General features: G+C 39.5%; 11 protein-coding genes. 4 read left to right on the plus strand and 7 right to left on the minus strand.

Annotation, left to right across the window (positions count from 1 at the left end; translation table 11 throughout):
- Positions 1–16 precede the first annotated feature (16 nt).
- Positions 17–2,527, plus strand: a complete 2,511-nt coding sequence (locus AC0L7Q_RS13965; protein ID WP_413400856.1) for an EAL domain-containing protein — start codon at positions 17–19, stop codon at positions 2,525–2,527.
- Positions 2,528–2,735: 208 nt separating this feature from the next.
- The gene (locus tag AC0L7Q_RS13970) at positions 2,736–2,939 is read left to right on the plus strand and encodes a hypothetical protein (protein ID WP_409424009.1); all 204 of its coding nucleotides are present in this window, start codon (positions 2,736–2,738) and stop codon (positions 2,937–2,939) included.
- An 82-nt stretch (positions 2,940–3,021) separates the two neighbouring features.
- On the opposite strand, the gene AC0L7Q_RS13975 is transcribed toward AC0L7Q_RS13970, so the two are convergent.
- The 7 genes from AC0L7Q_RS13975 to AC0L7Q_RS14005 all read right to left on the minus strand — a co-directional run bounded on the left by AC0L7Q_RS13975 (position 3,022) and on the right by AC0L7Q_RS14005 (position 11,646).
- Positions 3,022–3,939 carry a hydrogen peroxide-inducible genes activator gene (locus tag AC0L7Q_RS13975; protein WP_413400857.1) on the minus strand — a complete coding sequence of 306 codons (918 nt, stop codon included), beginning with the start codon at positions 3,937–3,939 and terminating at the stop codon, positions 3,022–3,024.
- An 81-nt stretch (positions 3,940–4,020) separates the two neighbouring features.
- Positions 4,021–5,289 carry an inorganic phosphate transporter gene (locus tag AC0L7Q_RS13980; RefSeq protein ID WP_138606597.1) on the minus strand — a complete coding sequence of 423 codons (1,269 nt, stop codon included), beginning with the start codon at positions 5,287–5,289 and terminating at the stop codon, positions 4,021–4,023.
- A 39-nt stretch (positions 5,290–5,328) separates the two neighbouring features.
- On the minus strand, positions 5,329–6,003 hold the full coding sequence (locus AC0L7Q_RS13985; protein WP_008114817.1) for a TIGR00153 family protein: 675 nt from the start codon (positions 6,001–6,003) through the stop codon (positions 5,329–5,331).
- A 150-nt stretch (positions 6,004–6,153) separates the two neighbouring features.
- Entirely contained in the window at positions 6,154–6,855 is a 702-nt protein-coding gene (phoU, locus tag AC0L7Q_RS13990; protein ID WP_413400858.1) for a phosphate signaling complex protein PhoU, read from the minus strand.
- Between the two features lie 44 nt (positions 6,856–6,899).
- Complete coding sequence (pstB, locus tag AC0L7Q_RS13995; protein WP_008114812.1) at positions 6,900–7,727, minus strand: phosphate ABC transporter ATP-binding protein PstB; 828 nt, start codon at positions 7,725–7,727, stop codon at positions 6,900–6,902.
- A gap of 19 nt (positions 7,728–7,746) precedes the next feature.
- Positions 7,747–9,396 carry a phosphate ABC transporter permease PstA gene (gene pstA / locus AC0L7Q_RS14000; protein WP_413400859.1) on the minus strand — a complete coding sequence of 550 codons (1,650 nt, stop codon included), beginning with the start codon at positions 9,394–9,396 and terminating at the stop codon, positions 7,747–7,749.
- A 15-nt stretch (positions 9,397–9,411) separates the two neighbouring features.
- The gene (locus AC0L7Q_RS14005) at positions 9,412–11,646 is read right to left on the minus strand and encodes an ABC transporter permease subunit (RefSeq protein ID WP_413400860.1); all 2,235 of its coding nucleotides are present in this window, start codon (positions 11,644–11,646) and stop codon (positions 9,412–9,414) included.
- A 421-nt stretch (positions 11,647–12,067) separates the two neighbouring features.
- Here AC0L7Q_RS14005 and AC0L7Q_RS14010 point away from each other — a divergent pair, with 421 nt between their 5' ends.
- Both AC0L7Q_RS14010 and AC0L7Q_RS14015 read left to right on the plus strand, forming a co-directional pair.
- A complete protein-coding gene (locus AC0L7Q_RS14010) occupies positions 12,068–12,574 on the plus strand; it encodes a glycine cleavage system transcriptional repressor (RefSeq protein WP_010391731.1) in 507 nt (168 codons plus the stop codon).
- 106 nt (positions 12,575–12,680) lie between these two features.
- Positions 12,681–13,915 (plus strand): IS3 family transposase gene (locus tag AC0L7Q_RS14015; protein ID WP_409423192.1). Its coding sequence is split into 2 segments (ribosomal slippage): positions 12,681–13,032 and positions 13,032–13,915, totalling 1,236 coding nucleotides; the frame shifts between segments, so codons are not numbered across the junction.
- The last annotated feature ends 15 nt before the right edge of the window (positions 13,916–13,930 follow it).

Below are 13,930 nucleotides of genomic sequence, written 5' to 3' on the forward strand. Positions count from 1 at the left end.
TCGGAGTGGTACCTAAGTGGCAAAACAGCTTAAATTGCTAATATTAAATGCAAGTAATGATGAGCGCCAGACTATACGTGCCACGCTGGAGAGGCTTAGTGTGTTTGAGTTTATTGAAGCCTCAGACAGCCAAGATGCGTTAAAAATCTTAAAGAACCAAAGCGTAAATATAATCATAACCGGCTTAGATGTAGGTAAAATTGATGGCTGGCGGTTTTCACGTATGATCCGCTCTGGTTTACTTAACACGCCGAAAAATACGCCTATTTTACTTATTCCGCCCATTTATTGTGAGCGTATCGCCGAAACTACCGCACGTAGCTATGGCATAGATGCAGTACTGCCTTTTGAACGCCAAGATATATTGCCGCAAATACTAGCAAATGTGTTGTCGAGTCATTTAGAAAAAAGCAGTCGCTTAAACCTGTTGTTATTAGAACCCTTTAGCAGCAGGGCAAACGACATGAGTGAACAATTAAAGCTTAACTTTGCAATTACTCATGTTACTAACGAAAAAGCCGCGCTCAGTGCCTATAATCAACAGCCGTTTGCTATCGTGCTACTTGATGCCACTGCAGCACAAGCTGAGAGCTCAAATCAATTAGTAGAAAAGATTTTGCAGCATAATCCTCAGCAAGCCATTGTTACTATTATTGATAAAAACGATGCTGATTACGCTGAGCAGTTATTACTTTCTGGCGTTACCGACTTTATTCGCGCCCCTTACGATCCTTCATTTTTGAATAAAGTCTGTGATCATGCAGCGCGTCGTGAAGACTTCATGGTGAGCTATGCTGAGTTTGCTAACAAAGTGCAGCAGTTAAGTATTAGTGAAGTAAAATATCGCGACCTGTTTTCAGCGCATCAGCGTATTTTATTGCACTTAAACACGGTTGTACTTGAACTAGATCAGCAAGGAAATATTCGCTTTATAAACCCGGCGTGGGAATCTCTAAGTGGTTTTGGAGTTAAGTCGACCTTACAACAACCACTCACTGCGTTTTGTACCACAGAATATAAACAGTCATTACAATCAACCATTGATGATATTTTACAAGGTGGCGCGGACAAACAAAAAATAGAAGTTAAACTGAGCCAAAAAAACGGTAACTCAGTATGGGTCGAATGTCGGCTTCAGTTAATAAAAAATAGCAGCAACAACGCCACTATCACCGCCACACTTGATAACATTCATGAGCGCAAACAAGCAGAGTTGCAATTACGCCATTTAGCCCTGCATGACACCTTAACAGGGCTACACAATCGTTATTATTTTGACCAACAGCTTAACTATATTTGCCAGAGCGAAAACACCCATACAAATATTGAACACGCGCTTATTTATATTGACCTTGACCACTTTAAAATAATAAACGACAGCAAAGGCCACCAACAAGGTGACATTGTTTTAAAAGAAGTGGCGCAGCTATTTATTGCCAATATTAGTAATGAGCATCTTATCTGCCGTGTCGGTGGCGATGAGTTTGCGGTGATACTTAAAAATACCAATTTATTGGATGCCCATTTAATTGCAGAAGGGATTTGCAGTGCCATTGAAGGCAATCAATTTAAATCTGAAGAGCAAATCTATTCAATTAGTTGCTCGATTGGTTTAACCCAAATTACCGCTGATAACTGCGATCCAAATGAATGCTTAAAGCAGTCAGATATCGCGCTATATATTGCTAAAAATTTAGGCCGTAATTTAGTACATTGCTATTCAAAACAAGATGGTGAGAATAATGCATTACAAACGGGTTTAGAGTGGGGCCATGGAGTACGTCAAGCACTACAGCAAGACAGTATAGAACTTCATTATCAACCCATTTGGGATTTTAAAACTAATCAGGTTGCCTACTTTGAAGTACTACTAAGGTTAAAACTCGACGACGAACTTATTTACCCTAATCAATTTATTCCCTCATTGGAAATGCTTAACGACACCTTTTTAATGGACCAATGTGTTATTCGTAACAGCATTGCGAGTGTTGCAGCACATCCAGAGCTTCTTCAGATTGCAATAAACTTATCGGCACAATCATTTTTAGATGAACGTTTGCTGCCATTAATAGAATCGACCCTTGAGAAGTATCAAGTGTCTCCTGCGAAAATTATTTTTGAAATAACCGAATCGGCCAGTATTAATAATTTAGCGGCGACTCGTAAAATGATTGAGCGACTAAATAATTTAGGCTGCCATTTTTCAATTGATGACTTTGGCACAGGATTTAGTACCTTTAATTACCTTAAACAATTACCAGCTCAACACGTAAAAATTGACGGTTCCTTTGTACGCGATATGCTTAATGACTCCATTGATTTAGCGCTAGTAAAGGCCATAAATGACATCAGTCGTTCACTAAATAAGCGCTCTGTTGCTGAATATGTAGAAACTGCAGAAGTGTTTTTTGCACTTAAAGAAATTGGTATCGACTACGGGCAAGGGTACTTTATTGCTCGCCCCGTCCCAATTGACAAGGTACTGATTGAGTTAGAAAAAATTGAAAACAACCCTATTTTTTATTAAGACACCCTCACGTCACTATAAACATTAATAAACAAATTTAAGCAATTTATTACTTTCAAATTTGCCCATCTAACCTATACTTTGCTTATCGGCAGCACAATGTCATGAAAATTAAGTGATTACCTTGATTTTACATGACATCTTTATTTCTTATCGTCTAGATGTCTATACTGTTAAAGGTGGACATAGGGGCATAAGGAGGATGTTTATGACGCAACTAATCACGTTATTATTGTTTATACACTTTGCGATTGCGCTTCAATGCTACAAATACGCACAGCTCAAGGGTTACCCTGTAAAAACCTTTACAGTGCTTGGGCTAGTCCCGTATTTTAATGTTGTTGTATGGGTTTACTTACTATTTTTACCGCCGCTAGAGAGCTACCACAGCCAGTACAAGCAGCCTCTTTAATTCCCTATGTTATTGAGCCTATTAATCGATTGGTTAATAGGCTTTTTTTAACCTAACTTTCACTACTTAACATCAGTTCAGGTTACTTAAAATCAACACTACACTGCTTTTTCAAAAAGATCTCTAATTGTTGGCTAAACAATTTAAAGTCACGAATGCGTCCCGTTGTTTTACGCCACAACACACCAATATCACGATAGGCATCCCCTTGCGATGGCGTAGCTAGCATGTCTTTGTTTTCTAAAATCCCCGCGTTAATTGCCATTTGCGGTAAAAACGTCACGCCAAGTTTATATTCAACCATACTCAATAAGGTATGAAGGCTAGCTGCTTCAAAGGGGTTGATGCAACTAGAGCGATTTAAGTGGCACGCACTGAGCGCATGCCCTGTCATACAGTGCTCTCGCTCAAGCAAAAATACACTGGCTTCTGGTAGTAGATTAAAGTCTTCAATGCCTTTGGCTGGTGTGTAGTCTTTATGATGCACTAAACTAAAATGATCTTGTGCTAAGACTTGGGTATGAAATTTATCAGTTTCGTAGGGCAATGCTAATAATGCTAAATCAATTTGCCCATGCTCTAACTTATCAAGCAACTTATCGCTGGTGTCCTCAATTAATACCAACTCTAAATCTACAAATGTTTGCTGGCAAAAGTGATACAAAGGCGCTGCAATAAAGCTCGCAATAGTAGGAATAACACCTACCGTTAATGTACCACTGAGCGGTGTTAAAAAGCTTTTAGTTAACTCTTTTAAACTAATAGTATCGTTGATTATTTTTCTTGAACGCTCAACCACCTCTTCACCAATAGTGGTAAACATTAGGCTGCGATTTTCTCGCTCTATAAGCTGACATCCTAAAGTTTCCTCTAGGTTTTGAATCGCAGTACTCAGCGTTGACTGACCAATAAAACAGGCACTTGCTGCTCGGCCAAAATGTTGATGTTGATGTACAGCTAATAAATACTGCAGCTGTTTAATACTAGGGAGATTGGTCATTTTTCTTTCCACAAATAAAAAGACCCCAACACCAAGGGCATTGAGATCTTTTCAAGCTAAAAGTCTTTTGAGTACTTTTTATTAAACCCCAAAAGCGGTTCTTAGTACGTAGAAAATAACAATAGCAAGGGCAGCACCAACTGGCAATGTAATTACCCAAGAAACTACAATATTTCTTATTACACCCATATTTAGTGCGGCAATACCACGTGCCATACCTACACCCAACACAGCGCCTACTAGGGTTTGTGTGGTTGAGATAGGTAAGCCTGTGCCCGATGCTATAACAACGGTAGAGGCAGCGGCTAATTCAGCAGCAAAACCACGGCTTGGTGTTAAATGAGTAATACCTTCACCAATGGTTTTAATTACTTTTTTGCCTAAAATAGCAAGACCGGCAACAATACCAAAACCACCTAGTGGTAATATCCACCAAGCAATAGCCGCTTTCTTAGCAATTTCACCATTGTTTTCAACAATGTTTACAACAGCCGCTAGAGGCCCAATTGCATTAGCAACGTCGTTAGAACCATGAGCAAATGCCATACAACAGGCTGTTAATACCATAAGTACGGCAAATACTTTTTCTACATTGTTAAACTGCATTTCTCTATCCGCTTTAGGATCGATATTTAAACGAGAAATAGCAATTTTACCGATAACAGCAACCAGTACCGCTATACCAATAGAAATAGCAAAACCTTCAACGGTACCTAAATTAATACCAATGTGCTTTAAGCCTTTTTTAATGGTCACTAGTGCCATAATAAAGCCAGCTAAACCCATGTATATTGGGACAAAGCGCTTTGCATTTTTAAGTGGAGCGTCGGTATCAAAAATCAGCTTTTGCGCACTCATAAATATTAAGTAAGCTATGAAACCTGATATCGCCGGCGTTACAATCCAGCTACCTACAATACCAGCAACTTTACCCCATTGAATAGCCTCTGTGCCCACAGCAACAAGAGCAAAACCAATGATCGCGCCAATGATTGAATGAGTAGTCGATACCGGCCAGCCTAAAAATGAGGCCATTAATAACCAACTGCCCGCGGCAAATAAAGAAGCGATCATACCTAGAACCATCAGTTCAGGAATGTCGGCAAATGGGGCAGCATCAATAATTCCTTTACGAATTGTTGATGTTACTTCACCACCGGCTAAATAAGCACCTGCGAATTCAAAAATCATCGCGATAAAAATCGCTTGTTTAATAGTAAGTGCTTTTGAACCTACTGATGTACCCATCGCGTTGGCAACGTCGTTTGCGCCAATACCATAAGCCATAAAAAAGCCGACTGCTGCGGCAATTAAAATTAATACCGTGCCGTAAGATGCAATGATATCCATTGTGTAACCTTAATCTTTCGTGTTTGAACTGATTTTAAATTAACGAGCTAACATCAGCTCAAGACGTGATCCTACGCGCTCTGCAATATCTGCAAGCTCACCGACCCATTCAATGATTTTGTATAAAAACATCACATCAACTGGATTTAGCTCACTTTCTACTTTACGTAGCTGGCGGCGTATTCTAATTTGCATTTCATCCGTGTCTTGTTCTATGGCATCCAATTCTACGAGCATTTTTTCAACCAGAGTTACTTCCCTGCCTTTAAAGCCCGTTTCTAACAATTCTTCTAATTCATTGATCGCTTTAGATGCTTGTTTAGTTGCATCGACACAACGAGTGACATATGCCAAAAAGTCTTCTTGAATCTCTTTTGGTATGATCATTTCACGACCAATTACACGCCCAGCAATATCTTTTGCTTTGTTAGCAATTTTGTCTTGTTGGGTTACTAATTCGAGCAGATCTGTACGCTCTACTGGCATAAATAGCCCGCCAGGTAGTTGTAAACGTATAGTTCTTTTCATTTCATCAGCTTCACGTTCTAAATTACGAATGGTTAAACGTAGCTCTTCTGCTTGTTGCCACTCTTCTTTAAAAACATGATTAAAAAAAGGTATCAAACTTTCGCTAGCTTGATGAGCCTTCCTGATGTGTTCTTCTATTGGTTTTATAGGGGATTTAGCAAAAACACCTAAAAAATTTGTTGGCATAACTGACCCTTTAATCAATTCAATATGCTGTTCAGCCTGAATTTTACAGCATTAAGCTAGATTGTGAACGCTTTTTCTCATTCAATTATTTACAAAAAATAAAAAAGGCAGTGTATTACTGCCTTTGATATTTTTTGGTTATTCGTCTCACTACAGTGATTTTTCAATATCTTCTTGAGATGTATGACGAATATCTTTGCCGTTTACAAAATAAATGACATATTCAGCGATGTTTTGACAACGATCGCCGATACGCTCTAATGATCGAACAGACCATACTAAATCCATAATTTTTGGAATTGAGCGCGGATCTTCCATCATGTAAGTCATTATTTGACGGGTGATAGCTTCATATTCTCTATCTACTTTAGCATCCTCTTTATGCACTTCAAATGCACGTTGCACATCCATACGCGCAAATGCGTCTAAAACGTCATGCAACATTTTAGATACTTGGCGACCCATATTTTCAATGTTTACCAATAAATCTTGTTGATCCTTAGTAAATGAGTCTAGTGCAACTTTAGCAATTCGCTTAGCTTCATCACCAATTCTTTCTAAATCAGCAATGGTTTTTGCTATTGCAATTACTAAACGCAAATCACTGGCTGCTGGTTGGCGCTTTGCAATAATACGGGTGCAATCTTCATCAATACTGACTTCCATTGCATTAACTTTATAGTCGTTTTCACGTACTTTTTGTGCTAATAGCGCATCGTTTTGGCTTACTGCATCAAGCGCACTATTAAGTTGTTGCTCAACTAATCCACCCATACTTAGTACATGGTTACGAACATCTTCTAGCTCTTGATTAAAACGACCAGAAATATGTTTATTAATGTTGTGTTCCATAATGACCTTCTTTAATAATTCATTGCTTTCGCGTTTTAACCCGACTAGCCGTAACGACCAGTAATATAATCTTCCGTTTTTTTCTTCGTAGGCGTCGTAAATAAAGTATTAGTATCTGAATACTCAATCAGCTCACCCATATACATAAACGCTGTTTGATCAGAAACACGAGCCGCTTGTTGCATGTTGTGAGTAACAATAACCACGGTAAACTTATTCTTTAAATCATTAATTAGTTCTTCGATTACTAAGGTTGAAATCGGATCGAGTGCTGATGTTGGTTCATCAAGTAATAATACCTCAGGCTCAATCGCAATTGAGCGGGCTATCACTAAACGTTGCTGCTGACCACCCGATAAACCAAATGCGCTATCGTGAAGTCTATCTTTTACCTCATCCCAAAGAGCCGCACCACGAAGCGATTGCTCTACCACTTCATCTAGTTTACGCTTTTCTTTAATGCCTTGCAGACGAAGACCGTAAACCACATTCTCATAAATTGATTTTGGAAATGGGTTTGGACGCTGAAACACCATGCCAACATTACGACGAAGGGCTGCAACATCAACGCTTTTATCGTAAATATTTTGCCCATGCAGCATGATTTCGCCTTCAATACGACAAATATCAACCAAGTCGTTCATGCGGTTAATACAACGTAATAAGGTTGATTTACCACAACCTGACGGGCCGATAAATGCCGTTACTTGGCCTTTAGGGATATTCATATTTACTTTACTCAGTGCTTGTTTATCACCGTAGTAAAGGTCGAGATCTTTAATTTCTAGCGCTTTTTGTTCGTCTGTTAAATTATTTAAATCTAACTTCAAGCTTGGCTTTGCTTGGTTTACTTTTGGAGCGACTGTAATCATGTTTGTTACCTATACTAAATTAATGCTCAAGCGATCTGAATTTTTCACGTAAATGGTTACGTATACCAATGGCTGTGATGTTAAGGGTGATAATAACCGACACTAACAAAAAGGCCGTTGCATATACCAGCGGACGCGCCGCTTCAACGTTCGGGCTTTGAAAGCCAACATCGTAAATATGAAAACCTAAGTGCATGAACTTTCTATCTAAATGTATATATGGGAAGTTACCATCAAGCGGCAGCGTTGGCGCCATTTTTACCACACCCACCAGCATAAGCGGTGCAACTTCACCCGCTGCACGAGCAACGGCTAAAATTAACCCCGTCATAATAGCAGGGCTGGCCATAGGAATAATGATTCGCCATAACGTTTCTACCTTAGTCGCACCTAGTGCTAATGAACCATCGCGCACTGTACTAGGAATACGAGATAAACCTTCTTCAGTTGACACTATTACCACAGGCAGCGTTAATATTGCCAAGGTGAGTGCTGACCATAAAACACCTGGTGTACCAAATACAGGGGTAGGTGATGACTCAGGATAAAATAATTGGTCAACACTACCACCAACCATATAAACAAAGAAACCTAAACCAAATACACCGTATACAATAGACGGAACACCCGCCAAATTAATAACCGCAATACGGATCATTTTAGTAATTGCGTTTTTAGCTGCATATTCATGTAGGTAAATAGCTGCAACCACGCCAAATGGCGTTACAATCACAGCCATTAACATCACCATAAATACCGTACCAAAAATAGCAGGGAATACGCCGCCTTCGGTATTGGCCTCACGTGGGTCATCTGAAACAAACTTACCTAACTGTGCAAAGTAATGGCCTAGTTTAGCAAAAAAGCCCATATCGTTTGGAAACCATACATCCAACACTTGATAGAGCGGGATGGTTACAATCTCACCACGCATATCCTTTACGGTTACTTGGTCACGTTTAGCCTGTTTACGCAGTGCGAATAACTCTTTTTCTAATTCGCCATATTGCGAACGTAAATCAGCACGCGCTTGAGCAAGCTCAGCAACACGCTCGTCGGTTAGCTCGTTATCAAGTAAGTAGGCTTTTTCTTGTAAACGTAAACGCTCAAGCTCATAGTTTATATGACCTATGTCGCCATTTTGTAAATCAAGCGCTTCGTCGTTTAAGTCAACTGCACGCTCTACAAGATCATGTAAAGTTTCAACTTTATCAGCTGTTACCGTTTCGCCATCTTTAATGACGCTCTCTACATACCCATAAAAGTTACCGTTTTTACTACGCTCAAACACCGCGAGCGCTTTGGGCGCTGAACTTTGTTTAATATCGGTTTCGAGTATCCAGCGAAAATCTAAATCAACATACTCACGGTTACCTGTTTTAATCAGTAAACGCTCAACCTCGTCTTTTTCAAATTTAGAAACATCAATACCCGTTGCCGCTAAGCGCGACTTAGGTACTAATTCACGGTCATAAATTTCACCAATAACGGTTTGCTTCGCAATTGAGCCTTCAAGCTCATACTGCATAACTTGAGATGGCCAAAAAAAGCTCAATCCCTTCCATGCAATCATGGCGAGTAAACCAATTACTGAAATTAAACTGATGCTGACAGCACCACCGGTCATCCAAATCCAAGGAGAACCAGACCTAAACCACTGCTTTACCATGTCGTGTTTCTCCACTTACATTGAGCTGTATTTTTCACGCAACTGCTGACGAACAAACTCAGCAACGGTGTTGAAAATAAAGGTGAATATGAATAATACAAAGGCGGCTAAGAATAGAATTCGGTAATGCGAACTCCCTACTTCCGACTCTGGCATTTCGACGGCGATATTAGCGGCTAAGGTACGCATGCCTTGGAAAATACTCCAATCCATAATTGGGGTATTACCGGTAGCCATTAGTACAATCATAGTCTCGCCTACGGCACGGCCTAATCCCATCATTACCGCAGAAAAAATACCTGGGCTAGCAGTTAATAACACCACGCGAATGAGGGTTTGCCACTGCGTAGCACCTAATGCTAGCGAGCCATTTGATAAATGTTTAGGCACACTAAATACCGCATCTTCGGCAATTGAGAAAATAGTGGGAATAACCGCAAAGCCCATTGCGATACCTACTACTAATGAATTACGCTGATCGAAAGTCATGCCTAATTCATTGGTTAGGTATTGACGCACATTGCCATCAAACATCCATAATTCAATACTTTCACTCATCGCAAACGACAACCAACCAATAAGTAATACCACTGGTATTAATAAAATTGAATGTGAGCCTTCAGGGATTTTATGGCGAATAACCGCTGGTAATTTATTCCAGCCTAAAGCGGTTGCTAAAATACCCAATGGCAGTAACACCAGTAAACCAACAATAGCCGGCAAGTGCTCTTCAATTAAAGGCGCTAACCACAAGCCTGCTAAAAAGCCGAGTATTACCGTTGGCAGAGCTTCCATTATTTCTACCGTTGGCTTAACCACACGACGCAATTCGCTCGACATAAAATAAGCGGTATAAATAGCGGCTGAAATAGCAATAGGTACAGCAAATAACATTGCATACATAGCAGCCTTTAAAGTACCAAATGAAATTGGCACTAGTGAAAACTTCGATTCAAAATCATCACTGGCAGAAGTCGATTGCCAAATATAACCCGGCTCTGGATAGCCTTCGTACCATACTTCTTGCCAAAGCGCTGACCACGTTACTTCTGGGTGCTCGTTATGAATTTCTAAAACCGTTAGCTTATTATCAGCTAAAATTAGCGCCGCATTTGAACGCGGAGCAATGGCAAACTGCTCAATTGCACCATCACTGACTTTACCTTGCCATAGCTTTGCTTCACTGGTTGTGTAATAAAGTCCTAATTCACCATTTTGACCTGTTGTAAAAAAGGTGCGACGGTAAAACTCAGTAAAAATATTCAGCTTGCTTTGCTTAGTCGTTTCAAACGAACGGATTTTTTGAAATTCACGCCCTGCATCTGTATTGATTTCAAACCACTGGGATATTTCACCGTTATCGTTGGCCAACATCAGTGAGTTTGCACCCGCCAATAATTGCGATGACACTATATTCGCGTTTTCTTCATTGGCAGATAATAATTGAATTTGCTCAACTTCGCTTGGGTAGCGGGTATCGAATACGTAAATTTGATTAGCAGAACGAACAAAGGTGCGGGTGGTATCTGGCGACATTAATAACTCATCTACGCGACCATCAACGTTAAGTTCAGTGCGTTCCACTTGCCATTCAACTTCACCAGTAAACATATTTTCTTCGGCAACAAAGCTACTAAATACCACTCGTTTATCGGCAGTAAGTGCCGCCACGGCTGTTTTGTCTTCATAATGGCTAAAGGCAAAACGCTTAATAGCTGCACCTTGCTCATCAACTTCGAGTGCCATTTCTCCTAGTGGATAACCTAAACGCGGAGTTAATTTACGTTCATTATTAGGGAAGGTGACTAAAAACTTAGGTGCGACAATAGTTACGGTGCCATTTTCTAGGCCATACGCATAATGCCCTTGAAAAGGAGCACTGTTTGCAAAACTGGTTACCCGCGCGGATAAAGTGGCATTAAGTGTTTTTAGTTTTTTACCAAACTGTGCTTTATCAACACTGTAGAAGTTAACTTGACCTTGATCATCAAGTAAATATGCAACCTCAGTTTGCTCCTCGACACCAAGCCCTACTATTTGCTCAGCATTAGCAACATTAAAGCTAGCGCGCTTTTCAACTTTGGCTGACTCGAAAATGGGCTGCACTACATAAAGAAGGTAAAAGAAGATCAATAGCAGCGCTATTAATACCATTATACCGCCTGCGGTTATGCCAAACTTAGCAAACCGGTCTTTAAATAGACGGCTTCGATCCGTATTAAAAGTCGGTTTATTCGGATTTGAAGTCATCAAAACACCCTTATATCTTAACGTTGGGCGCATTATATTTCATCAAAGTGACAGTAATGTTACAGTCGTAATAATTCTTTACTTATATAGAGTCTGTTCATCTTTGCAGATTAAATTTACAGCTTTATGAGCAGGTTTTAGGCAAAATTACAACTTAAAATAATACTAAAGAATTATTTACTTTAGTGGTGATATTTATTTTTGCGTTATTAATGAACTAAATCAATTATTAATTGGACAAACTATTTATCCAAGACAATACTCAATGGGCATCTAATATAACAATAATAAAGTAACCTCCTAAGATGTAACAATCCTTTTGTGGTTAGCTTTTACATACATTTAGAATCAAATACATTAGATCGCATCACTTAATGCCTATGCATTTATTTTTTCATTTGGGCTTAAAAAGAGAACTATTATGAAGCAGTTGGTAATAACTATTTTAGGGGAAGATCGCCCCGGTTTAGTAGAAAGTATTTCATCGGTTATATTGGAAAACCACGGCAATTGGTTAAGCAGTAACTTGAGTCACTTACTCGGTCACTTTGCAGGCATTATACAGGTTGAAGTGGCTGAAGAACATTTACAGACATTTCAAAATGCGCTCAATGGGCTTCCTAAGTTAGATGTTCGCATTGAAAAGGGCAACACTGAAATTGAGCCAGTAGAGCTTGAGCAGCTTAATTTTGTGATCACCGGTAACGATCGCCCTGGTATAGTGCAAGAGCTAGCAAGTGTTATTCGCCATAAAGGCGCGAATATTACAAACTTAAACTCTAGGCAGCAAAGTGCGCCAAACTGGGGAGTGCCTATATTTAGTGCTGTTGCCACCGTGAGCCTGCCTAACGGATTGAATAAAGAAGAAGTTATTAATGCACTTGAGTCAATTACGAGTGACTTAGTGGTTGATGTAGAGCAAAGTTAAATCAGCTTTATTATCATGAACACGAAAAAGGCGCTAATTATAGCGCCTTTTTTATGCATAACACTGTCTTGTCCTGAAATGTGTTTACACATTTAGGACTTATTTTATGAAAACCACTAAAACTAAAGACGTTAAGCGTACTCAACGAGATTATACATTAGGCTTTAAATTATCCATTGTTGAGCAAGTAGAAAAAGGCGACTTCACATATAAACAGGCGCAAAGTCATTACGGTATTCAAGGTCGTAGCACCGTTCTGGTATGGCTGCGAAAACATGGTAAATTAGATTGGTCTAAACCAACTTATATAGCCAACATGCCTAAATCAAAAGAAACCCCAGCACAAAAAATTAAACGTTTAGAGCGCGAGGTAGAGGAGTTACGCCTAAAGGATTTAATCAAAGATGAAATGATTAATATTATGGATGAAGAATATGGAGCGGGTTTGCGAAAAAAGTACATATCCGAGCTATCACGCGCGCAAAAGAAAACCAGCAAGTAAAGCTTACTCCTTTATGCCGTGCATATGGCATAACGCGACAAGGTTACTATCAAGCTATGCGCAGAATAGATTCTCGGAATAAAGCGTTGAAGCCAGTCAAAGAGTTAGTGATGTATTGGCGGCAATTCATGCCTCGTATTGGTGGGAAGAAACTTTATCTGATGATAAAGCCAGAGCTGCAAGAGCGTGACATTAAACTAGGCCGAGATTGTTTTTTTGACTATTTGAGAGAGCATGACTTGCTTGTAAAACCAAAGAAAAATTACACTAAAACAACAAATAGTAATCATTGGATGCACAAGCATCCCAATTTACTAAAAGAATACAAACCTACTGCGGCCGAGGAAGTCTTCGTTAGTGATATTACATACGTAAAGTCATCGCAAGGCGTGCATTACCTGTCGTTAGTCACTGATGCTTATAGTCGAAAAATAATGGGTTATGAGCTCAGTGATGAAATGAAGGCAACTGATGTAGTCAAAGCGTTAGAGATGACGATTAAGCAGCGGGTGTATAAACGTGATGCTATTCATCATTCAGATAGAGGTTTACAATATTGCTCTGAAGTATATCAAGGTATGCTATTAAAGGAGGGAATTAGGCCATCTATGACCGATGGATATGACTGTTATCAAAACGCATTAGCTGAGCGTATTAACGGGATATTAAAACAAGAGTTTCTACTGTATAAATGTCGTAATATGGCAGAGTTAAAAGAGCTCGTTGAAGAATCGATATTTATATACAATGAAATGCGACCGCACTTAAGTTTGAATATGAAAACACCAAATCAAGTGCATAAAAAAGACCTGGCGCTTTCGCACCAAGTCTTTCATTAAAACCGTCAACCTATT

The organism is Pseudoalteromonas sp. KJ63-1 (assembly GCF_055808145.1).

What these genes read in the sequence shown, in the direction of transcription:
- AC0L7Q_RS13970 (WP_409424009.1), top strand. Translation starts at nt 2,736, where the DNA reads ATGACGCAACTAATCACGTTATTATTGTTTATACACTTTGCGATTGCG.
- AC0L7Q_RS13975 (WP_413400857.1), bottom strand. Translation starts at nt 3,939, where the DNA reads ATGACCAATCTCCCTAGTATTAAACAGCTGCAGTATTTATTAGCTGTA.
- AC0L7Q_RS13980 (WP_138606597.1), bottom strand. Translation starts at nt 5,289, where the DNA reads ATGGATATCATTGCATCTTACGGCACGGTATTAATTTTAATTGCCGCA.
- AC0L7Q_RS13985 (WP_008114817.1), bottom strand. Translation starts at nt 6,003, where the DNA reads ATGCCAACAAATTTTTTAGGTGTTTTTGCTAAATCCCCTATAAAACCA.
- phoU (WP_413400858.1), bottom strand. Translation starts at nt 6,855, where the DNA reads ATGGAACACAACATTAATAAACATATTTCTGGTCGTTTTAATCAAGAG.
- pstB (WP_008114812.1), bottom strand. Translation starts at nt 7,727, where the DNA reads ATGATTACAGTCGCTCCAAAAGTAAACCAAGCAAAGCCAAGCTTGAAG.
- pstA (WP_413400859.1), bottom strand. Translation starts at nt 9,396, where the DNA reads ATGGTAAAGCAGTGGTTTAGGTCTGGTTCTCCTTGGATTTGGATGACC.
- AC0L7Q_RS14005 (WP_413400860.1), bottom strand. Translation starts at nt 11,646, where the DNA reads ATGACTTCAAATCCGAATAAACCGACTTTTAATACGGATCGAAGCCGT.
- AC0L7Q_RS14010 (WP_010391731.1), top strand. Translation starts at nt 12,068, where the DNA reads ATGAAGCAGTTGGTAATAACTATTTTAGGGGAAGATCGCCCCGGTTTA.